The following is a 22,925-nucleotide window of genomic DNA, read 5'->3' as shown; positions in this document are numbered from 1 at the left end:
CGACGCCCGTATTTCCCGATCAGAGTGCGTCTGAACAAGCCCAGGGTATTGGTACGGTGGTACCTCGACTTCCCCCGAACAGGGCGGAAGCGCTCCGAATCGGAGCCGGACGGATTTTTTCGGAGTGCACATGGCAGTCAACGGCGAGAGTGCGATCACCCTCGGCGACTCGAGCGTGCACTTCAGCTTCAGTGCCGGCAGCGACGTCGGACGGGTGCGCAAGGTCAACGAGGACAGCTATCTGGCCCAGTCACCGGTGTTCTTTGTCGCCGACGGCATGGGTGGTCACGCGCACGGTGACGCCGCCAGCCAGACCGTCATCCGGGTCTTCGACGACCACATCGAACAGGGCGTGCCCTCGACCCCCGAGCGGATCCTCGACGCGATCCACTCGTCGAACGACGCGGTGCGCGACCTCAGCGCTGCTGACGACTTCGGTACCGCAGTGTCCGGCACGACCCTCACCGGCGTCGCGTTCGTCGATGCCGGCGACGACGTCGGCTTTCACTGGATGGCGTTCAATATCGGTGACTCCCGTATCTACACCTGGGATGGTCGTACCCTCGAGCAGCTCAGCGTCGACCACTCCGCGGTTCAGGAGATGGTGGACGCAGGCTTGATCAAGGCGATGGATGCCGAGAGACACCCGGACCGCAACGTCATCACCCGCGCCATCGGGGCCGACGAATTCGTCGACGCGGATGTCTGGCTGTTGCCCGCGACCGGACGCCACACCTTCCTGCTCTGCTCCGACGGTCTCACCAAGGAACTGTCGGTCGTCGAGATCGCGGAGCTGCTGGCCTCGCACGCCGTTCCCGAGGACCTCGGATCACTGGCCGACGTGCTCGTCGCCGCTGCGCTGGCCAAGGGCGGCCGGGACAACGTCACCGTCGTCATCGTCGAGTCGACATGGGGTGATCCCGGCCCGGACAACGATGTGACCCGCGAAAGCCCTGCAGGGTTGCACCAGAATCTTGAAGATACGCGGCCACGCAACACGAATCCGGACTGAAGAACGGCAATGGGGGGATCTGTGCTTTCGTACGACGACGACAACCGGGGCGGATGGCTGGCGGCAGCGACGGGGGACCGTCTGGTGCTCCTGCCCGCCGCCGATTCCGCCGCCGGCGCCCGCGTCTGGGCGAGCCTGGTCGGTGCCGGGTCGAGCGAGCAGGGTGCCCGCGCCGTGCTCGACGAACTCACCGCCGGTGGCCTGTCCAAGACCCCGCCGTTCGCTCTTCTCACCTGGGATGACTCCGTGCCGGCGACGGTACGGGTCTTCGTGCGCGGAGAAGTCGAGGTCGTTCTGACCACGGCCGACGGTGACCTGTCGATCGGCGGCCTGGGCATCTCAACCTGGGTGGAGCGCTCCGTAGCGGACGTCACCGCTCTCTCGGTGACCGCTGTGCCCGTTGTTGCGGATGCCGACCCGATCGGCACGGAAGACCTCGCCGCCCTGCCACTCGGGGCCGGCCTTCCCCTCCGGGCGGGCATGGTGCGCACCCGTCGCCTGCGCCTGGCCGTCGACGGCGCCAGTGCGGCGTCGCCGACTCGGGCCGAGCCGACTCGAGTCGAGCCCGCTCGAGTGCAACCGATCGCGCAGATCGTGCCGCCGCCGGCAGCGCCGAAGACCGCACCGCCGCCGCTGCCGCCGGCCCGCCCGATCGCCGAACCGGCCAGCGAGCAGACCATCTCCGACATCCCGGCGGCGGAGCCTGCCAACGCACCGCCCGCCGAGCCCGCCCCAGAGCCCGACGCCGACCCCGCCGGCGGCTACGACCATTTGTTCGGTGCGACCGTGATGCGCGGTGTCGAGCAGGCGGCCGTGCGGCCTGAGGCCGAGGCCGATGACGACGAGCCCGTCGCGCCGGCAGTTGTCGCGCCCTCCGACACCGACCCGGACGACGACGACCCGGACGACGACGAGCTCGACGGCGACGAGCTCGACGGCGACGAGCTCGACGGCGACCTGCCAGGCGACCACGACGGCCACACCGTGATGAGCGGTGACATCCAGAGGATGCGCGCTTCGCGTCGCCGTATCGCCGCCGAACCAGCCGCCGTCGCGCCTCGGCTCTACCTGCTGCTGCCCAGCGGGGTGCGGGAACCGCTCAGCCAGCCGATCCGGGTGGGTCGGGCGCCGAGCGTCAGCAAGATCTCCGGTGGCCTCGTGCCCAAACTGGTGAGCCTGGGCGGTGCCGACCAGGATGTGTCGCGCAACCACGTGCACTTCACCGTCGAGGGCGACACCGTCGTCGTCACCGACCTGCATTCCCGCAACGGCACCCTGGTCGTGCTGCCGGGCAAGCCGGCCCAGAAGTTGCGCCAGGGCGAACCCACCGCGGTCATCGTGGGCACCGTCATCGACCTCGGTAGCGGCATCACCCTCACGGTCGGCCAGGAGTGATGCGCCGCGCACCTTCCGTCGCCCCGGAACTGCCCGGCTACGAATATGTCTCCGTCCTCGGCTCCGGCGGCTTCTCCGACGTGTTCCTCTACCAGCAGCGCCTGCCCCGGCGCCGGGTCGCAGTGAAGGTCCTGCTCACCGAACAGCTGAACCCCTCCACCCAGGCGCAGTTCGTCGACGAAGCCAACCTGATGGCGCAACTGTCGACCCATCCGTACATCGTCACGATTTACCACGCCGATGTCGCGGGCGATGGCCGGCCGTACTTCGTGATGGAGCATTGCTCGGGCCCGAGCTTGGCCGAACGTTACAAGCGCCAGAAATTCGGGGTCGAGGACGCCCTGCGCACCGGAGTGCGCCTGGCCGGCGCGATCGCGACCGCCCATTCGGCCGGCATCCTGCACCGCGACATCAAACCGGCCAACGTTCTCACCAACGACTTCGGCTGGCCCGCCCTCACCGACTTCGGCATCTCGTCGAGCCTCGACGAGGAACTGCCCGTGCAAACCAGCACCGGTAACCACCGCCCGGCCGGGTCGGAGTCCACCGGCGCCGGAGAAAGCCAGTCGGTCGGCATGAGTGTGCCCTGGTCGCCGCCGGAGATGTTCGAGGACGACCCGCGGCCCGACGTGCGCAGCGACGTCTTCTCGCTGGCCGCCACCATCCACACCCTCCTGGCCGGACAGACGCCGTTCGAGATCCACGGGCGGTCCAACGGCACCCTCGATCTGATCGGTCGCATCGAACGCGGTGCCATCACCCCCATCGGCCGTGACGATGTGCCGCGCTCGCTCGTGGCTGTACTGGCCAAGGCCATGGCCACCCGGCGCGACGACAGGTTCGCCACCGCCGTGGACTTCGCTCGCGCCCTCCAGCGGGTGGAGCTCGAACTCGGTTACGCGCCAACGGGTATCGACATCCCCACCATCGCGGGCACCGAGCACGGCAAACCGGATGCGCCGGCCGGCGACGACGAGACCCGGGCGCGTTCCGTGGTGTCGATCGCCGCGCAGGCCCCGGCTCCGGCCCGGGCCGCCCCGGCGACGCCCGCAGCGCCGCACGCCGAACCGGATCAGGCGGACGCGACACGCGTGCGCGGCGCCCGGGTGATCGAACCGGGCAGCGCCCCATCCGGCAGCGCTCCCGCCAGGAGCGCCGACGCCGGCACGCCCGCCCCCGGCACCCCCAGCCCGGCCAAGGAAGCCACCGTCGTACGCCCCCGCGACTCGGTACGAGCACAGGAACCCGTCTCAGCGCCCGCCGCCGCCGACGATGCCCCGATAGAGAACGCATCCGGCCGTCGCCGCCTGGTGATGATCGGGTCCATAGCCGCGGCCGTGCTCCTGATCGGCGCCGTGGTCGCCGCGGTCACCCTCACCGGCATCGACAACTCCGCCCTCACCCCCAGCGCCTCTCCGGTACCGGCCAAACCGGACAGCGTGAATTCCGCCGCCGGAGTGCCGGCGCCGGTCCTCGAGGGCACCGCGACCTCCGAAGACGGCAGTCAGGTCACCTTCACGGTCAGCAACCCGTCCCCGTTGGACGGCGACGTTTACAGGTGGGCTCGCGCCGAAACCCCCAACCAGCCCAAGCTCAGCACTGTCGCCGACATCACCGTTGACGGCGTCGTGCCCGGCAGCACGGTCTGCGTGGACATCTACCTGCAACGCACCGACGGCAAGATTTCGGAGGCCAACCGTGCCTGCAACCGCTGAAATCACGCCCGTGCAGCCGCTGCGGATTGAATTCTGCGGCGAGTGGTACGGGGTGGAGCCCGGAGCGGACTTCTCGATCGGGCGCGAGTCCGACCTCACCATCGACGATAATCCGTATCTGCACCGCACCTTCCTGCGGCTCTACGAGGACTACGGAATGTGGTGGATCGCGAACGTGGGCAACCTCTTGTCTGCGACGGTGTCGGACACCACCGGCACGGTGCAGGCCTGGCTGGCGCCCGGCGCCAAACTGCCCATCGTCTTCCAGACCATGCACGTAATGTTCAGCGCCGGCTCGTCCACCTACGACTTCACCATCCACGCCGAGTCCGACTTCTACAACACCTCGCTGTCGGCCTCGCACGAGGGCGGTACCACCACCATCCTGCCCGTGACCCTCACGACGAGTCAGCGCCTGCTGATCGTGGCCCTGTCCGAGAGCATCCTCACCCAGGCTGTGCCCGGGCGGGGCGCCATTCCCAGCTCGGCGGAGGCCGCGGCCCGGCTGGGCTGGAGTATGACCACGTTCAACCGCAAGCTCGACAATGTCTGCAGCAAACTCGACAAGCTCGGCGTCGCCGGGCTTCGCGGCGGTACCGGCCATCTGGCCACCAATCGGCGGGCTCGACTGGTGGAGTACGCCGTCGCCACCCGGCTGGTGAGTCTGGACGATGTTGTCCTGCTCGACCGGGCGGCCGAGGGGGAGTGACCGGTGGGGACCCTGAGTTCGTGGTTGCGCGGCCGCAAGATGTCGGCTTCGGTAGTGGCCCTGTCGGTGATGGCCGGCGTGCCGCTGTCGTTCGCGGTGCTGCACGAGGGTTTCCCGGTGACGGATGTCGACCTCTCGGCCCGTGATGTGTGGGTCACCAACGGCAAGCAGCTGCTGGCCGGCCGGTTGAACCGGCAGATCGAAGAGCTCAACGCCTCGGTCAACGCCGCGTCCAGCGCCTTCGACGTGTTGCAGAACGGCGATGACGTCTTCCTCATCGATAGCAGTGTGGGCTCGATCGAACGTATCGACCCCGCCTTCACCACCCTTGGCGAACGTGTCGACGTGACGCCCGGCTCCGAGGTGCTCCACGGCGGCGACTCGATCGCCGTGATGGCCCCCTCCGGTGACGTGTGGGTACTCAACGCCGCCGGCGAACTGAGCTTCGACCCCAAAACCACCGACCCGGTGATGGAGCTCGGCGCGGGCGGTCACATCGCCGTTTCGCAGGACGGCGTGGTCTTCGGAGCATCATCGACCGAAAAGAGCCTTTTCAGCTACGACCCGTCCTCCGAAGACACGGCCCAACCGGTAGCGAGTGGCCTGCCGAAGCTGGGCGAGTTCCAGATTGCGGCAGTGGGGGACACCGCCGTTCTGCTGGACACGGAGAACCATCGGCTCGTTGTCGACGGTGAGAGCATTGAGGTTCCCCAGACTGCTCTGAAGTTGCAGCAGACCGGGGCCGAGAACGACGTGGTACTGGTGGCGACCACGAAGGCGCTGCTGAGGGTGTCTCTGAACGGCGGCGACATCGTCACGGTCGACGCGAAGCTGGATGCCGCCGTGACCGATCCGAAATCGGTGTCGGCGCCGGTGTGGTTGAACGGGTGCGCGCACGCGGCCTGGTCGGGTGCCCAGCGTTACCTCGCCGACTGCGACGGCTCCGAGGTAATGCGGGAGACGATCCAGCAGCCCACCCAGGGGTCGGTGCTTGAATTCAGGGTCAATCGTGATGTGATCGCGTTGAACAACCTCTCCAATGGCAACGTGTGGCTGGTGGATTCGAACATGCGCCTGGTCGAGAACTGGGAAGAGGTCACCCCGCCGGAGGAATCGGACGCTGAGGACGGCACCGAAAAAGCCGCCCAACAGTCCTTCGAAGACACCATCGCTGAGCGCACCGATGTGAACCGAGCCCCGTTGGCGCGCGACGATGCATACGGGGTACGGCCGGGCAAGACCACGGTGTTGCCGGTGCTGGAGAACGACACCGACCCCGACGGTGACGTGCTCACGGTCACCAACATCAGCGGGTTCTCCCCGTCGCAGGGCAGCCTGGATTACATCGACGGTGGCCGGGCCGTGCAGTTCACTCCCGCCGAGGATGCGGCCGGCACGGTGTCGTTCCGGTACACGGTGGCCGATGGTCGCGGCGCCGTCGCCGAGGCGCAGGTGAACGTGACCATGCGTCCGTTGGGGGAGAACCTGGCCCCGGTGTCGAACCGGGCCGGCGCCATCAGCGTGGAGCAGGGCCAGCTGGTCAGCTACAACGTGCTCTCGGACTGGATCGACCCCGACGGTGACGACATCTATCTGGTGTCGGCGTCGCCGACCACCGGTGACGGTGTGCGGTTCGGCCCGGAGGGTTTTGTGACCTTCGAATCCAAGACCGCGGAATTGGGGGTCAAGGAGGTGCAGTTCGTCATCTCCGACGGCTTGCTCACCGCCACCGGCGTGCTGACCGTGGACGTGAAGGCGGCGGGCACGCTGAACCCGGTCGGGACACCGGACTTCAGCACGGTGTTCGTGGGGGAGACGGCACTGATTGAGCCGCTCAAGAACGATGTGACTCCGTCGGGAGCCCCATTGGCGTTGATCGGGGTCAACGAGGTGCCCAACGACCTCACCGCCGTGCCGAACCTGGAACGTGGCACCATCGCCGTATCGTCGGGCAAAGCCGGCAGCTACGTCTTCACCTACAGCCTCGGCGCCGGCGCCACGTCGAGCGTCGGCCTGATCCGCGTTGACGTGATTGAGAACCCCGCGGAGATCCTGCCTCCGATCGCCGTCAAGGACACCGCCTACCTCCGCGCGGCCGAACCCGTCACGATCCCGGTGCTGGACAACGACGTCTCGCCCAGCGGCCGGGTGCTCGCGGTGCAGTCCGTGGACCTGAGCAGCACCGATGATCTCGTCACGGTCGAGATCCTCACCAACACGGTGTTGCGGGTCACCGCATCCGCGGCCCTCACTCAGCAGGTGCAGTTCACCTACACGATCAGCGACGGCGAGGGCACGTCAACCGCCGGCGTCACCGTCGTGCCGGTGCCGCCGCTGATCAAGCATCAGCCGCCCGTCGCGGTCGACGACTCCGTGAGCGTGCGCGCTGGGGACATCGTGAGTGTGTCGGTGCTCGACAACGACTACCACCCCGACTCCGCCACCATGACGGTCGCCCCCGACCTGGCCGACACCGCCGACGCCGGCGGGCTGGCCTTCGTCACGGGCAATCAGGTGCGCTACCAGGCGCCCACCGAACCCGGCGCCTACAGCATCGCGTATACGATCTCGGATGCCTTCCAGGAGACCGCGACAGCCATCGTGCGGTTCACCGTGATCGCCGTGAACGTGGCGGACAATCAGGCGCCCACGCCGCTGCCGTTGACGATGCGCACATTTGCGGAGTCGACGATCAAGGTGCAGGTTCCGTTGGACGGCATCGACCCCGACGGCGATTCGGTGTACCTCACCGCCGTCACCTCTGCTCCCACCCTGGGCCGCATCGTGGACCAGGGCAGCGATTTCTTCATCTACGAGGCCTACCCCGGCACTGCCGGCACTGACTCGTTCACTTATCAGGTCGCGGATACCGTCGGTGCCACGGCCGAGGGCACGGTGCGGATCGGCGTGATCCCCCGCCCGGTGGCAATGCTGCCCCCGAACGCGGTTGATGACGCCATCGAGATCAAGCCCGGCCGCAATGGATCGATCCCCGTCGTCTTGAACGACTCCGATCCCAACGGGTACAAGCTGACCCTGTCGAAGAAGCTGCCCGAGGTGGACCCCGGCATCACGGCCACGGTCGACGGCAGCCGGGTGATCGTGGAGGCACCCGCCGAGGAAGGCACCTATACGCTGCGGTACGAGATCACCAACGGGCACGGCGGTGCCGATACGGCGTTTGTGCAGGTGAAGGTGACCAAGGACGCGAAGGCGCAGTACCCGGTCGCGATCGACCACTTCGTCGAGCCCGACCAGGTCCTGGCCGGCACGCCGATCGACGTCCCGGTACTCGACGGCGCGGAGAACCCGAGCGGTCTGATCGAGGACCTGGTGATCACCCTCGAGGGCCCGAACGCCGGCAACGGCGCGCTACAGGCCGACGGCACGGTTCGGGTCGAACCGTCAACCGACCGGCAGGCGATCGCATACAGGCTCACGAACGAGCTCGATCAGCTCAGCGCCACGGCATTCATCATCGTGCCACCGCAGCCCAAACCCGTGGATCCGGTGAATCAGCCGTCCACCGAGCCCACACCAGAAGAAGAGCAGTTCCCGCCGCCGTTCCTGAAAGACATCGGCCCGCAGGTCGTCAAGATGAACGGGTCCAAGTCCTGGTCCATCGGCGACATCGTCGAGGTGCCCTCCGGCCGCCCCGCGCTGCTGCTCAGCGCCACCGCGACCAACAGTGACGGTTCAAAGGTGGCCGGCGGCTCCTCGTTGAGCTTTGTGGCCGCCAGAGACTACCGCGGCCCGGCGTCGGTGACCTTCGTGGTCACCGACGGCACCGGCGCCGACGACCCCGCGGGCAACCAGGCGACCCTCACCATCCCGATCACCGTCGGCGACCCCGACTTCGAAGACGTCGCCCCCACCTTCACCCCGCCCAAGGTCACCCTCGAGGCGGGAGAGTCCGCAACCGTGGTGAACCTGCGTTCATCCAGCGGGCATCCGAACCCGGCCATCATCGAAAACCTCAGCTACGGCGCCCTGGCCGGCGCCACAGCGGATGTCGCCGCCGCCATCTCGGGGGCCAACCTCACGGTCTCCTCCCCACTCGGCACCCAACCCGGCACCAGGGTGCGCCTCACCTTCAGCGTCACCTACCGGGAGTTCACCATCCCCGGCTCGGTGGATGTCACTGTCGTCTCCTCGACCCGGGCCGTGCCGCAGGCCGTGGACGACGCCGGACCCAACGGCGCCGGCATCGAAACGACACCGAGTTCGGTCGTGCAGGTTCCCGTGCTCGACAACGACTACAACCCTTTCGCGCAGGACGGCAAACCACTCACCGTGGTGTCCGCGACGATCGAGCAGGACGTCAGCGGAGGTAAAGCGTCGGTCTCTTACACCGCGAGCGGGGTGACCATCACGACAGGACCCGGTGCCACCGGCACCCTCACCGCCGTGTACCGCATCCTCGACGCGACCAAGGACCAGGCCAGAGCCACCCAGGGACGCATCACCCTGGTCATCCGGGACCGTCCCGATGCCCCCAACGCGCCCACAGCAGCCGAGGGCAATGCCGCAGCCACCATCAGCTTCGCGGCGCCCTCCTCGAACAATTCTCCGATCACGGGCTACACCATCAGCTGGACCGGCGGCTCCAGGAATGTGACCAGCGCCGGCACCTACGACATCACCGGACTCACCAACGGACAGAGCTACGCGTTCCAGGTGACGGCCCAGAACGCCAAAGGCACCTCGAACGCCTCGGCATCCAGCAACACGGTCACCCCCTACGGAGTGCCCGGTGCTCCCGCCAGCGCCAATCTCACGGCGTCGGCCACCGGCAACGGTGCGCTCGGGCTCAGCTGGGCCGCACCGGGCAGTACCGGAGGGCGCGGGGTCAGCGGCTACAAATACGAGTGGGTCACCGGCGGCGCCGCCAACGGCTCGACCAGTGGCGCCACAACCGCCTCGGCCACCGGCACCGCGACCACGCAGTACCAGTACCGGGTGCAGGCCTGCAACCCGCGCGGTTGCGGCGACTGGACCACATCGAACGCCGCGACACCCACGACACCGCCACCGCCTCCGCCGGCCTGGGCACCGACCCACTACGGCTTCTCGGTGACCCAGCAGGCCTGCCCGGAACCGGACTCCACCTACAACAAGCCCGTCACCAACGGCAATTCGGGCTGCACCATGAACGCCCGCGGCTACCTGCAGCCCGGAACCGTGATCGATGCGATCTGCCTGTCCGTGCGCAACGGCAAGAACTGGTACTACTTCCAGATCGAAGACCGCAGCTACGACGGCTGGTTCATCCGGATCTCGGACACCAACGGCACGATCATTCCGAATTGCTGATGAACACGCACGAACGGGTACCCCTGCCCATCCGGGTGGCCCCCGTTCGCGTGTTAGCGTAAGAGCCGGTCAGGGGACAGTGCCAAAGGTCACGGCGCGATAGGCCATACTTTTTCACGTACACGCATCAACATCACATTTGGGGGAAATCGGGTGGGGACCCTCAGTTCGTGGTTGCGCGGCCGAAGGGTATCGGCATCCGTGGTGGCTCTGTCGGTGCTGGCGGGCTTGCCCCTGTCGTTCGCGGTGCTGCACGAGGGTTTCCCGGTGACGGATGTCGACCTCTCCGCCCGCGATGTCTGGGTCACCAACGGCAAAGAGCTGCTGGCCGGCCGGTTGAACCGTCAGATCGAAGAGCTGAACGCCTCGGTCAACGCTTCATCGAGCACCTTTGACGTCGTGCAGGACGGCGAAGACGTCTTCCTGATCGACGGCAGCGCGGGCACCATCGAACGCATCGACCCGGCCTTCACCACCCTCGGCGAACGCGTCGACGTGGCCCAGGGGTCTGAGATCGCCTACGGCGGCGACTCCATCGCGGTGATGAACCAATCCACCGGTGAGGTCTGGGTGATCAACGCCGCCGGCGAACTGAGCTTCGACCCCAAGGCCACCGACCCGGTGATGAAACTGGGCAAGGGCGGCCACATCGCCGTCTCGCCGGGCGGCGTGGTCTTCGGCGCCTCCAAGACCGACAAGACCCTCACCCGCTTCGACCCGACGGCCGAAGAACCCGAGTCCGCCGAAACCGACCTGCCCAAGCTGGGCGAGTTCCAGATCGCGGCGGTGGGGGACACCGCCGTTCTGCTGGACACGGAGAACCATCGGCTCGTTGTCGACGGTGAGAGCATTGAGGTTCCCAAAACCGCTCTGAAGCTGCAGCAGACCGGGGCCGAGAACGACGTGGTACTCGTGGCGACCACGAAGGCGCTGCTGAGGGTGTCTCTGAACGGCGGCGACATCGTCACGGTCGACGCGAAGCTGGATGCCGCCGTGACCGATCCGAAATCGGTGTCGGCACCGGTGTGGTTGAACGGGTGCGCGCACGCGGCCTGGTCGGGTGCCCAGCGTTACCTCGCCGACTGTGAGGGTTCCGAGGTGTTGCGGGAGACCATCGAGCAGCCCACCCAGGGGTCGGTGCTGGAGTTTCGGGTCAATCGTGATGTGATCGCGTTGAACAACCTCTCCAACGGCAACGTGTGGCTGGTGGATTCGAACATGCGCCTGGTCGAGAACTGGGAAGAGGTCACCCCGCCGGAGGAATCGGACGCTGAGGACGGCACCGAAAAAGCCGCCCAACAGTCCTTCGAAGACACCCTGGCCGAGCGCACGAATGTGAACCGGGCGCCGTTGGCGCGCGACGACGCGTACGGGGTGCGGCCGGGCAAGACGACGGTGTTGCCGGTGCTGGAGAACGACACCGACCCCGACGGTGACGTGCTCACGGTCTCGAATCTGAGCGGCTTCTCCCAGGCCCAGGGCAGCCTGGATTACATCGACGGTGGCCGGGCCGTGCAGTTCACTCCCGCCGAGGATGCGGCCGGAACGGTGTCGTTCCGCTACACGGTCGCCGATGGTCGCGGCGCCGTCGCCGAGGCGCAGGTGAACGTGACCATGCGTCCGTTGGGGGAGAACCTGGCCCCGGTGTCGAACCGGGCCGGCGCCATCAGCGTGGAGCAGGGCCAGCTGGTCAGCTACAACGTGCTCTCGGACTGGATCGACCCCGACGGCGACGACATCTACCTGGTCTCCGCCTCGCCGACCACCGGTGACGGTGTGCGGTTCGGCCCGGAGGGTTTTGTCACCTTCGAATCCAAGACCGCCGAACTCGGGGTCAAGGAGGTGCAGTTCGTCATCTCCGACGGGCTACTGACCGCCACCGGCGTGCTGACCGTTGACGTGAAGGCGCCCGGCAGCCTCAACCCCATCGGCACTCCGGACTTCACCACCGTGTTCCTGGGCGAGACCGCCCTGATCGAACCACTCAAGAACGACGTGACCCCCTCCGGTGCGCCGCTGGCCCTGATCGGGGTCAACGAAGTGCCCAACGACCTCACCGCCGTGCCCAACCTCGAGCGCGGCACCGTGGCCGTCTCCGCGAACAAGGCCGGCAGCTACGTCTTCACCTACAGCCTCGGCGCCGGCGCCACCTCCAGCGTCGGCCTGATCCGGGTGGACGTGCTGGAGAACCCCGACGACGTGCAACCGCCGATCGCGGTCAAGGACACCGCGTACCTGCGCGCCGGCGAACCGGTGATGATCCCGGTCCTCGACAACGACGTCTCACCCAGCGGCCGGGTCCTCGCCGTGCAGTCCGTCGACCTGACCGCAACCCAGGACCTCGTCACCGTGGAGATCCTCACCAACACCGTGCTGCGCGTCACCGCCGCCGCCGCGCTCACCGAGCAGGTGCAGTTCACCTACACCATCAGCGACGGCGACGGCACGTCAACCGCCGGAGTCACCGTCGTGCCGGTGCCGCCGCTGGTGAAGCACCAGCCTCCCGTCGCGGTGGACGACTCGGTGAGCGTGCGCGCCGGCGACATCGTCTCCGTTCCGGTGCTCGACAACGACTACCACCCCGACTCCGCCACCATGACGGTCGCCCCCGACCTGGCCGACACCGCTGACGCCGGCGGACTGGCCTTCGTCACGGGCAACCAGGTGCGCTACCAGGCTCCCCGGGAAGCCGGTTCCTACAGTGTCGTGTACAGCATCAGCGACGCCTTCGCCGAGACCGCGACGGCCACGGTGCGGTTCACCGTCACCGCCCTGGACGATAAGAACAACCGGCCGCCCACCCCGCTGCCGCTGACCATGCGCACCTTCGCCGAATCCACCATCAAGGTGCAGGTGCCGCTGGACGGCATCGACCCCGACGGCGACTCGGTGTACCTGAAGGACGTCACCAGCGCCCCGGAGCTCGGCAGGATCGTCGAGGCGGGCAGCGATTTCTTCATCTACGAGGCCTACCCGGGCACGGCGGGAACGGATGTCTTCACGTACCAGGTCGAAGACACCCTGGGCGCCACCGCCGAAGGCTCCGTGCGCATCGGCGTGATCCCTCGACCGGTCGAACTGCTGGCGCCGAGCGCGATCGACGACGCCATCGAGATCAAGCCTGGCCGCACCGGATCGATCCCGGTCGTGCTCAACGACTCCGACCCCAACGGCTACAAGCTCACCCTCTCCGAGAAGCTGCCCGAGGTCGATCCCGGCATCATCGCCACCGTCGAGGGCAGTCGCGTCATCGTGGAAACGCCCGCCGAGGAGGGCACATACACGCTGCGCTACGAGATCACCAACGGGCACGGCGGCGCCGACACGGCCTTCATCCAGGTGAAGGTCACCGAGGACGCCAAGGCTCAGTACCCCGTGGCGATCGACCACCTCGTCGAACCCGAAGAGATTCAGGCCGGCCAGGCCGTCGACATCGACGCGCTCGAGGGAGCCGAGAACCCGAGCGGCCTGATCGACGAGCTGGTCATCAGCCTGGAGGGACCCAACGCCGCCTCTGGCGCCATCCAGTCAAACGGCGTCGTGCGAGTCGAGCCCACCTTCGAACGTCAGGCGATCGCCTACAGGCTCACCAACGAGGTCGACAAGCTCAGTGCCACCGCGTTCATCATCGTGCCGGCCATGCCGGAGCCGAACACCCCGAAGCCGACTGATCCCGCGAACGCCGAACCGACGCCGGAAGAAGAGGTGTTCCCGCCGCCTTTCCTGAAGGACATCGGCCCGCAGGTCATCAAGATGAACGGCTCGAAGAGCTGGTCCCTCGCCGACATCGTCGAGGTCCCCTCCGGCCGCCCCGCCGTGCTGCTCAGCGCCACCGCCACCAACAGCGACGGCTCGAACGCCATGAACGGTTCCACGTCACTGAGCTTCGTGGCCGCGGCCGATTACCGAGGGCCCGCCGCCCTGACCTTCGTGGTGACCGACGGGACCGGTGCCGGAGACCCCAAGGGCAACCAAGCGACCCTCACCATCCCGATCACCGTCGGCGACCCGAACTTCGAGGACGTCGCTCCGACCTTCACCCCGTCCAAGGTCACCGTGGAGGCCGGCGAGGGTGCGCAGGTCGTGAACCTGCGCAACTCGACAGGACACCCCAACCTCGACATCATCCAGAGGGTCAGCTACGGATCGCTCAGCGGAACGAGCGGCGCCGTCGCCGCGACCCTCGCCGGAGCCGACCTCACCATCTCCTCACCGCTGGGCACCCAGCCGGGCGCCAAGGTGAAGCTCACGTTCTCGGTCACGTACAAGGAATTCACCATCCCCGGCTCGATCGAGGTGACGGTGGTCTCGTCTACCCGCCCCGTTCCCCAGGCCGTCGACGATGCCGGCCCCAACGGCGCAGGTATCGAAACCCGGCCGAGCACCTCGGAGACAGTGCCCGTGCTCAACAACGACTACAACCCCTTCGCCAAGGACGGCAAGCCGCTCGTGGTGATCGGCGCGGTCATCGAACAGCAGGTCGGCTCCGCATCCGTCGCGTTCACCGGCAACGACGTCACCATCAAGACCGGCTCGGGCGCCACCGGCACTCTCACGGTGGTCTACACGATCAAGGACGCCACCGGCGACCCGGCCCGCCAGACCAAGGCCAGGATCACCTTCGTGATCCGCAACAACCCGGATGCCCCCAAGGCGCCGACCGCGGTCGAGGGCGACGGCAGCGCCACGGTGAGTTTCACCGCCCCGTCGTCGAACAACTCAGAGATCATCGACTACACCATCTGGTGGGGCGGCGGCTCCACGACAGTGAAGAGCGCCGGCACCCACGACATCACCGGCTTGACCAACGGGTCCAACTACGACTTCACCGTGACCGCCCGGAACGCCATCGGAGACTCCACGCCGTCGGCCTCGAGCCCAACCGTCACCCCTTATGGACTGCCCGGGGCGCCTGCCAGCGCCACGCTCAGGGCGCCCGGGCAGGGCACCGGGGCGCTTGAACTCACCTGGTCTGCACCCGGCAGCAACGGCGGGCGCGGCGTAACTGAGTACCACTACGAGTGGGTTCAGGGGCGTAGCGGATACCGCTATACGTCCGCCCTATCGGCGTCCGATACCGGAAACATCGACCAGCCTGCCCAGTACCGGGTTCGGGCCTGCAACCCGCGCGGCTGCGGCGAGTGGACGTCCTCGAACACGGCGACTCCGCAACCCGAACCGCCGCCGCCCCCGCCCCGGGCGTATGTGTGCAAGGGCGCGAACGCCCCGGTGGGTAACTACGTGGAGGTTCGGTACGAGTACTTCAAACCCGGCAACCACCGGCTCACTACCGCAATCAACGGCGATTCGAGCGCGTTCACCAACATCGGGTACGACCTGAACGCCAACGGCAAGGTACGCCTCCAGAACTGGCTGGGCGTGCGGGTGGGCGGCGAGAACATCAAGGTGATCATCGGCGCCGGTGCGCCCACCGGTATCCCCGAGACCAACACCATCTCCGGCACGGCCTGGAACAACCTGGCGCCCAACACATGCTCCGGCTAACGAACGAGAACAGGAAGAACATCACATGAGCGTCACCCAAGAACAGGCAGACTGGTTCGCCGAAGCATTCGGCAAGCTCGTCGGCAACGTCGAACAGGCGATCCTCGGCAAGGACCACGTGATCCGGCTCGTTGTCGCCGCGATGCTCACCAACGGCCACGTGCTGCTGGAGGACTTCCCCGGCACGGGTAAAACCGTGCTGGCCAAGGCCCTGGCCAAGACCCTCGACGGCACCAACTCGCGCATCCAGTTCACCCCTGACCTGCTGCCGTCCGACGTCACCGGTGTCACCATCTACGACCAGGGCAAGGGCCTCTTCGAGTTCCACAAAGGACCGATCTTCGCGTCGATCGTGCTCGCCGACGAGATCAACCGGGCCAGCCCCAAGACCCAGTCCGCTCTGCTCGAGGTGATGGAAGAGGGCCGGGTCACCGTCGACGGCATCAGCCATGAGGTCGGTAGCCCGTTCATGGTCATCGCCACCCAGAACCCCGTCGAGCAGGCCGGAACGTACACGCTGCCCGAGGCCCAGCTCGACCGCTTCCTGTTCAAGACCTCGCTCGGCTACCCGGATCACGACACCGCCGTCACCCTGCTGCTGGACTCCTCGAACCGGTCCAGGGACGCCGGGATCACGCCGATCATCGCGTCCAGCTCGGTCACCACCATGGCCCAGCTGGCGTCCGAGGTGTTCGTGGACGCCGCCGTGCTCGGCTACCTCAACGAGATCGTCACCGCCACCCGCACCGACGTGTCCTCGACCCTCGGCGTGAGCATGCGTGGCGCCCTCGCCCTGGCCAGGGCGGCCAAGACCTGGGCCCTGTCGCAGGGGCGCACCTTCGTCAGCCCCGACGACATCCGCGACCTGGCCATCCCGGTGCTCGCGCACCGCATCATGGTCGACCCCGAAGCCGACTTCGCCGGCGTCACCGCCGAAGACATCGTCAGCCGGATCCTCGTCGAGGTGGCCCCGCCCGCCTTCCGCGCAGCATGAGACGGGCCTCCGAGCGCGGTCCCGTCAGGATCTCACCGGCCAGACACGCCCTGAGATCGGTCGGTCGCGCGCTCGGGGCCGGTGCCTCCCACGCCTGGCGGTTGCTCCGCCAGGTGCTCGCCGTCGTGCTGGGGCGCATCCGCCCCGTCGTCGATGTGATCGGCCCGGCCGGCCGGTTGGTGCTGCTCTGCGCGGTCGCCGCGTTCATCGTGAGCGCCGTGTTCGGCTGGGTGGAATTCACCTACCTGGCGACCACCCTGCTGGCCGCCGTGCTCGTTGCCGTGCCGTTCATCATCGGTCGGGCCACCTACGCCGTCGAGCTGCAGCTGAACCCGCACCGCGTCGTCGCCGGCGAACGGGCCCTGGGGCAGATGACCGTCACGAACTCGGGGGAGCGCGCCCTGCTGCCCGCCCGCATGGAACTTCCCGTCGGCACCGGGCTGGCGGAGTTCGTCATCCCCGGGCTCGCACCGGCCGCCGTGCACGACGAGCTGTTCGCCGTGCCCACCCAGCGCCGCGCCGTGATCGTCGCCGGCCCCGCCGTCTCGGTGCGCGGTGACCAGCTGGGCCTGATGCGGCGCACCGTGCGCTGGACCGAGGCCGTTGAGCTGTTCGTGCACCCGGTGACCACCCGGATCGCCTCCTCGGCCGCCGGCCTCATGCGTGACCTCGAGGGTGAGGTCACCAAGAAGATCACCAGCGACGACATCTCCTTCCACGCCCTGCGCGCGTACGAGCCCGGCGACCCGCTGCGCAATGTGCACTGGCGCACGTCCGCCCGCACCGGGCAGCTGATGGTGCGTCAGTTCGAAGAGACCCGGCGCACCCAGCTCACCATCGTGCACACCTCCGAGACCGCGTACTACGCCTCGGACGAGGAGTTCGAACTCGCCGTGTCCGTGACCGCATCGCTGGCGCTGCAGATCATCCGCGACGGCACCGGCCTCAGCGTGGTCACCGAGAAGCTCGCCCTGCGCACCGCGACCCCGGTGTCCCTGCTCGACGACACCTCCAGGATCGACGCCGTGTCCGGCCTCTTCCCGAGCCTGCGGGAATTCGCGCGGGCCGCCACCCGGCGCCTGCCGCCGCCCAGCGTGGTCATGATCATCGCCGGTTCGCTGATGGACCTCACCGAATTCCGGGCCGCGCAGACCCTGTTCGGTAAGGACGCCACCACCCTCGCGTTCCGTATTAACCCCGGGGCGCAGTCCCGGCTGTCCACGGTGTCCGGCCTCACGGTCGTCACCATCGGCGATCTGGCCGACCTGCCCAAACTTCTCCGACGGGTACACCGATGAGCCGCTTCACCCGCCCCCGTCCGACAACGCGGGCCAGGACCGCGCCGGCAGCCAGGCCACGCCCCGACCGGCCGGCGGGACTGCGCGCGGCCTGGCGGCCGTTCCCGCGGGCCGCCTGGACCGACGTCGCCGTGCTGAGCCTGCTGTCGTTGCTGGGCGTGCTGGGCCTGGAGACCTCCTTCGGCGACTACAACTTCCTGGTCGCCGGCCTCGGCGGACTGATCGTGGGAACCGGAATCGCCGTGATCGGCTACGCACTGCGGCTGGGTGTAGTCACCAGCGTGCTCGCCGCCATCCTGGCGTACTTCCTGCTCGGCACGCCGTTCACTATGCCCGGCGAAGCCCTGCTCGGCGTGTTCCCCAGCATCTCGTCCACCGCCGGCTTGGCGTTGGGCGCGGTCTTCGGCTGGAAGGACATCGTCACCCTCGGCACGCCCGTGGAAGCACCGTATTACATGCCGGTGCTGCCGTACTTCGCGGCTTGGTTGATCGCCCTGGTCGGCACCATGCTGGCCAGCCGGTGGCTGCCCGGCCGCCGGCGCACAGTCTGGCGCACCGGTGTTCTCCTGATCGGGCCGGTCCTGCTGTATCTGACCGGCATCCTGATGGGCACCGACAAGACCTTCTACGCGGGCCTGCGCGGTGTTGCCTTCGCCGTTGTCGCCATCGTCTGGATCGGCTGGCGCCGCACGAAAGTGGAACGCGCGGATGCCGCGGGCGCAGCTCGGCTGCTGCGACGCAAGCTTCTGGGCACCGCCACCCTGGTCGTCGGAGCCGTGCTGATCGGCGCTCTCGTCGGCGGTGTCCTGGCACCGGAGACCAAGGACCGATTCGTGCTGCGCGAGGAGATCCAGCCGCCGTTCGATCCGCTCGAGTTCCCGAGCCCGTTGGCCGGCTTCCGGCAGTTCACCAAGACCCTCGCTGACACCCCGCTGTTCTCCGTGACCGGAATGCAGCCCGGAGAGACCCTGCGGCTGGCGAGTATGGATGCCTACGACGGCAAACTGTGGAATGTGGCCGCCGCGGACACCCTGGTGAACGGCTCCGGCAGTTTCCGCCTCGTGGGCCGCACCATCCCCGAACCGGCCTTGGTCACCAGCAGTGCGAACAGCACCGTCACCGTCGACGTCGTCGGGTACGAAGACGTCTGGCTGCCGGTGATCGGGTATCCGGCCACCGTGGACTTCGACGACGCGGGCAGCCAGGAGGAGGCCGAGACCCTGCGCTACAACGCCGATAGCGGCACCGCCGTGCTCACCACCGGTGTCGAACCCGGTTATGAGTACACGGTGAACGCCATGCTGCAGCAGACCTACCGGGATGAGGACCTCCAGGACGTGCCCGTCGCCGACGTCACCCAGCCTGCGGTCGAGAACATCCCCGACGTCGTCGTGGCCAAGGCCATCGAGTACGCCGGCACGGCCGATACTCCCATCGACAGTCTCCGGGCGATCGAACAGGCGCTCAAGACCAAGGGGTTCCTCAGCCACGGCCTGGCCTCTGACGGCATCCCGTCCAGGGCCGGCCACGGCGCCGACCGTATCAACGAACTGTTCACCCGCACCCAGATGGTGGGCGATGAGGAACAGTACGCCGCCGCGATGGCCCTGATGGCCCGCAGCCTGGATTACCCGGCCCGCGTGGTGATGGGCTTCGCGCCCGATGTGCCCGAGGACGCCGGCACCGTGGAGATCACCGGAACCGACGTGACGGCCTGGGTGGAAGTGGCCTTCGAAGGCGTCGGCTGGGTCGCGTTCTACCCCACCCCTGACCAGACTGACGTTCCGCAGGACCAGACCCCCAAGCCCAAGACCGAGCCCCAGCCGCAGGTGCGTCAGCCCCCGCGCATGGACAACGAAGCCGACGACCTGCTGACCGCCGTCGAAATCGACGACACCAAGGACGAGGACAAGGACAAGGACTTCGAGCTGCCCGGCTGGGCCTGGATCGTGATCGGTTCGATCGGCATCCCGCTGATACTGATCGGTGTCCCGTTCCTCGTCATCGCCGCGCTGAAGTCCCGCCGCCGCCGCAATCGCCGAACCAAGGGGACCGGCGATGAACGCGCCGCCGGAGCCTGGTCCGAGCTGGCGGACGGCTTTGCCGAGCTTGGTTTCGAGGTGCCACGCGCGTCGAGCCGTCGTCAGGTGGCCGTCAGCCTGGAAGCGCAGCTGGCCGCCCAGCTGCTCAGCCCCGACGGCACCGGGGAGATCGTCGACGCCGCGGAGTTCGTGGCGCCGCACCGGCTGGTGCCGGTAGCAGCTTCCGTCGACAGCGCCGTGTTCGGCGGCGAGCAGGTCAGCGACGAGGTCGTGGAGAGCAATTGGACGGCGGCACTGGCCTCCCTCGCCACCGCGGGGGAGTCCGCCGGGCGCCTGCGCCGGATTCTCGCCAGGTTCAGGCTCCGCGCCAAGCGGGACTGGAGCCAGGTGAACCTGCGCGGCAGCCGTGGCCCCGGCACGGGCCGAAGGTAGAGTTGCACCGTGGAAAATCCGGACTTCATAGTTCCCCCGCCGGGCATGTTTCGCTCGAAAGACGCTGAGGCTGACGCCGAGGTCGACGAAGAATCAACGGCGCGGGTGCCGCACAAGAACCTGATCGGCGCCATCCCGCCGGCGCCAGGGGGTGGCGCTCCGACGGTCGCCGACAATGCGGCGCCGCCGACCGGCCCGCCGATGCCCACGGTGGGAGCCGCCCCGCTGGCCGGTGCCCCCGCGGTCGCGCCGCCGGGGGCCGCGCCGGTGCTGTCCATCCCCGCGTTTGTTCCCACGTTCCCCGGCTCGCCGCCGCCGCGCACTCCGCTGCCCGCGGTCGCTCCGCAGCGCGCGGCTGCCTCGCAGGCCGCATCCGTCTGGCAGCTCACCCTTGCCGACGGCCAGATCATTCCGGTGACGGGCTCGCTCGTGCTGGGCCGCGACCCGGCCCCGGTCACCCGCCGGGCCGCGACGATGGTCAGCGTGATCGACCCGGCCCGGTCGGTGTCGAAGTCGCACGCCCTCGTCGAGCTGGTCGACGGGGAGCTGTGGGTCACCGACCTGCACTCCACCAACGGCGTCAGTGTCGGCGACGTGCACGGCGAACGCACTCCCGTGAATCCGGGCGTCCGCACCGCGATGGGCGCCGGCGTCAGCCTCTCCCTCGGTGAATTCGCCGTGCAGGTGTCGCGGCCCGACGCCTAGGGCTGTCCGGCTGTGCTGTCCGTGCTCGAGCCGGTTCCGCCAGGGCCCGTGCTCGAAAGCGGCGGAGTCTTGGGCAGCCGCAGTGCAGCAGCGAAGCCGAGCAGTCCGGCGAGGGCCAGGCCGGCGTAGACCACGGTGAGCGCCGTCTGCCGGGCCTCGGCGTTGATCTCGATGATCTCGGCCTGTTGGTCGGCGGGCAGCTCCGCGACGGCGTTGCCGAGCTGCGCGTCGCTGATGATCTGAGCCTTCTCGGTGACCGCGGTGTCCAACTGGGACTGTTCGGACGAGGAGAAGACCGGACTCTCGTCGATCAGGCTTGTCGCCGTCAGGACGAACACCGACAGGATGAGCGCCCCGGCCAGGGACGTGCCCAGGGATGCGCCGATGTTCTGGGAGGTGTTGATGACCCCGGACGTTTCGTTGGAACGCTGCGGTTTCACCGACGACATGATCAGGTTCTGATTCTGGGAAGCGATGGTGCCCGCACCGAAACCGACCAGCGCCAGCCCCAGGATGAACTCGGTGCCGCTCGTCGCATCCCTGGCCAGCACCCCCATAGCCGCCGCGCCGAGCACGATGATGGCGAAGCCGGCGAGGATCACCGAGCGCGGCGCGAACCGGCGGCTGAACACCCGCCCGCTCACCGCCGCCGACAGGAGGACGGCCAGGGACAGCGGCAGCAGGGTGAGCCCGCTCTGGATCGCCGAGTAATTCAGTTCCATCTGCACGTAGAGGGAGAGTGCGAAGATCGCACCGGTCAGAACGAGGTACTGCAGCAGCTGCACGGCCGACCCCGACGAGACGGCGCGGATGCCGAAAAGGTTCAGGTCCAGGAGCGTGTCGTGGTGGTGGCGATCCCGGCTTCGTTCCACCAGGACGAAGACGAGGAGGAACACCAGGCCGATCGACACGAGGATGACCGTCGGTGAGATCTGGCCGGCGGTGAGCACGACCTGACCGAAGATCTCAACGTCAACGCGACTGATGAACAGGCCGTAGGCCGAGGCCATCACGATGCCCAGAACCGCCGTGATGAGTCCGGCGGAGCTGAGGATGAACCCCGGCCAGTCGAAGCGAGGTTTCCGGCCCAGGAAGGGCGCATCCTTGATGATTTTCAGCTGGGTGAAGATGAACAGCGCCACGAGCAGTTCGCTGGCGAAGGCCAACCGCCAGGAGAGGTACGACGTGAACAGGCCCCCGATGATCGGGCCGATCCCAGCGGCGATCCCCGCGATGGCGGCGAAGCCGGCGTAGGCCTTCGCCCGGGCGGGGCCGGCGGCGAAGTTCGACACGATCAGCGACATCATGGCCGGGAGCATCATGGCCGCGCCCAGCCCCTCGAGGAATGACCAGCCCAGGATGAACACGGTCAGCGTGGGGGAGAGCGCGGTGATGGTCGTGCCGACCGAGTACACGCTGAGGCCGATCACGAAGGCGCGCTTGCGGCCGATGATGTCGCCCACCTTGGCGCCGGCGATCATGAAGGCGGCCATCACCAGGGTGTACAGCGTGATGGCGTTCTGGATGCCGGTGACCGTCGTGTCAAAATCCTCCACGAGGGTCGACAGCGACACGTTCATGAACGTGGAGTCGACGACGATGATGAACTGGGCCAGCAGGATCACGATGAGCACCCTGCCAGTGGTCTTCGGAGCGGTCACGGTCGTCATGCGCACACCATACGTCGACCGTCCCCCCACGGCCATGGCCCGCCGACATCCGTGAACCGTGAGAAGCCCACCAGGATGCGCGATTTTTAGGGGCACAGCTCACAGTTCGCGGACTTTAAAGCGCGTGTTAGCCTG

At 67.8% G+C, this 22,925-nt stretch carries 12 protein-coding genes and 1 pseudogene; 11 read left to right on the top strand and 2 right to left on the bottom strand.

All coding sequences use genetic code 11. The features are described from left to right. The first annotated feature begins 130 nt into the window (after nucleotides 1-130). From E3O60_RS15285 to E3O60_RS19130, 6 genes and pseudogenes are all read left to right on the top strand, one after another. Nucleotides 131-1,012 carry a PP2C family serine/threonine-protein phosphatase gene (locus tag E3O60_RS15285; RefSeq protein WP_103460412.1) on the top strand — a complete coding sequence of 294 codons (882 nt, stop codon included), beginning with the start codon at nucleotides 131-133 and terminating at the stop codon, nucleotides 1,010-1,012. A gap of 21 nt (nucleotides 1,013-1,033) precedes the next feature. Continuing rightward, entirely contained in the window at nucleotides 1,034-2,407 is a 1,374-nt protein-coding gene (locus E3O60_RS15280) for an FHA domain-containing protein (protein WP_134498538.1), read from the top strand. Further along, complete coding sequence (locus tag E3O60_RS15275) at nucleotides 2,407-4,122, top strand: serine/threonine-protein kinase (protein ID WP_134498536.1); 1,716 nt, start codon at nucleotides 2,407-2,409, stop codon at nucleotides 4,120-4,122. The genes E3O60_RS15280 and E3O60_RS15275 overlap by 1 nt, the downstream gene beginning before the upstream one ends. Continuing rightward, on the top strand, nucleotides 4,106-4,831 hold the full coding sequence (locus E3O60_RS15270; RefSeq protein ID WP_240632198.1) for a hypothetical protein: 726 nt from the start codon (nucleotides 4,106-4,108) through the stop codon (nucleotides 4,829-4,831). Before E3O60_RS15275 ends, E3O60_RS15270 begins: the two co-directional genes overlap by 17 nt. A 3-nt stretch (nucleotides 4,832-4,834) precedes the next feature. Next, nucleotides 4,835-10,144 carry an Ig-like domain-containing protein gene (locus tag E3O60_RS15265; RefSeq protein ID WP_134498534.1) on the top strand — a complete coding sequence of 1,770 codons (5,310 nt, stop codon included), beginning with the start codon at nucleotides 4,835-4,837 and terminating at the stop codon, nucleotides 10,142-10,144. 543 nt (nucleotides 10,145-10,687) lie between these two features. Next, a pseudogene (locus E3O60_RS19130) lies at nucleotides 10,688-13,156 on the top strand (Ig-like domain-containing protein); the annotation flags it as partial. A gap of 1,550 nt (nucleotides 13,157-14,706) precedes the next feature. On the opposite strand, the gene E3O60_RS19125 reads toward E3O60_RS19130, so the two are convergent. Further along, nucleotides 14,707-14,826 (bottom strand): hypothetical protein, encoded by a 120-nt coding sequence (locus tag E3O60_RS19125; protein WP_370294260.1) that lies wholly within the window; start codon nucleotides 14,824-14,826, stop codon nucleotides 14,707-14,709. Between E3O60_RS19125 and E3O60_RS19120 the strand changes: the two genes are divergently transcribed. The 5 genes from E3O60_RS19120 to E3O60_RS18545 are packed head-to-tail and all read left to right on the top strand — an operon-like array spanning nucleotide 14,771 to nucleotide 21,120. Continuing rightward, nucleotides 14,771-15,649: a fibronectin type III domain-containing protein gene (locus E3O60_RS19120; RefSeq protein WP_370294259.1), complete on the top strand. Its 879-nt coding sequence runs from the start codon at nucleotides 14,771-14,773 to the stop codon at nucleotides 15,647-15,649. The genes E3O60_RS19125 and E3O60_RS19120 overlap by 56 nt on opposite strands. A 25-nt stretch (nucleotides 15,650-15,674) precedes the next feature. Next, nucleotides 15,675-16,643, top strand: a complete 969-nt coding sequence (locus tag E3O60_RS15255) for a MoxR family ATPase (protein ID WP_088456515.1) — start codon at nucleotides 15,675-15,677, stop codon at nucleotides 16,641-16,643. Continuing rightward, nucleotides 16,640-17,941: a DUF58 domain-containing protein gene (locus E3O60_RS15250; RefSeq protein WP_103460418.1), complete on the top strand. Its 1,302-nt coding sequence runs from the start codon at nucleotides 16,640-16,642 to the stop codon at nucleotides 17,939-17,941. The genes E3O60_RS15255 and E3O60_RS15250 overlap by 4 nt, the downstream gene beginning before the upstream one ends. Then, entirely contained in the window at nucleotides 17,938-20,415 is a 2,478-nt protein-coding gene (locus tag E3O60_RS15245) for a transglutaminase domain-containing protein (RefSeq protein ID WP_134498530.1), read from the top strand. Before E3O60_RS15250 ends, E3O60_RS15245 begins: the two co-directional genes overlap by 4 nt. Before the next feature lie 9 nt (nucleotides 20,416-20,424). Next, nucleotides 20,425-21,120: an FHA domain-containing protein gene (locus tag E3O60_RS18545; RefSeq protein WP_166788999.1), complete on the top strand. Its 696-nt coding sequence runs from the start codon at nucleotides 20,425-20,427 to the stop codon at nucleotides 21,118-21,120. On the opposite strand, the gene E3O60_RS15230 is transcribed toward E3O60_RS18545, so the two are convergent. Further along, complete coding sequence (locus tag E3O60_RS15230) at nucleotides 21,117-22,790, bottom strand: MFS transporter (RefSeq protein WP_165787956.1); 1,674 nt, start codon at nucleotides 22,788-22,790, stop codon at nucleotides 21,117-21,119. The genes E3O60_RS18545 and E3O60_RS15230 overlap by 4 nt on opposite strands. Nucleotides 22,791-22,925: the final 135 nt, after the last annotated feature.

Origin of the sequence: Cryobacterium sp. TMB1-7 (genome assembly GCF_004402435.1) — a bacterium.
GTDB lineage: Bacteria > Actinomycetota > Actinomycetes > Actinomycetales > Microbacteriaceae > Cryobacterium > Cryobacterium zongtaii.
The sequence above is the reverse complement of the archived record's forward strand: the minus strand, read 5'-3'. Positions and strand labels throughout refer to the sequence as shown.

What these genes read in the sequence shown, in the direction of transcription:
- E3O60_RS15285 (WP_103460412.1), top strand. Translation starts at nt 131, where the DNA reads ATGGCAGTCAACGGCGAGAGTGCGATCACCCTCGGCGACTCGAGCGTG.
- E3O60_RS15275 (WP_134498536.1), top strand. Translation starts at nt 2,407, where the DNA reads ATGCGCCGCGCACCTTCCGTCGCCCCGGAACTGCCCGGCTACGAATAT.
- E3O60_RS15255 (WP_088456515.1), top strand. Translation starts at nt 15,675, where the DNA reads ATGAGCGTCACCCAAGAACAGGCAGACTGGTTCGCCGAAGCATTCGGC.
- E3O60_RS15250 (WP_103460418.1), top strand. Translation starts at nt 16,640, where the DNA reads ATGAGACGGGCCTCCGAGCGCGGTCCCGTCAGGATCTCACCGGCCAGA.
- E3O60_RS15245 (WP_134498530.1), top strand. Translation starts at nt 17,938, where the DNA reads ATGAGCCGCTTCACCCGCCCCCGTCCGACAACGCGGGCCAGGACCGCG.
- E3O60_RS15230 (WP_165787956.1), bottom strand. Translation starts at nt 22,790, where the DNA reads ATGACGACCGTGACCGCTCCGAAGACCACTGGCAGGGTGCTCATCGTG.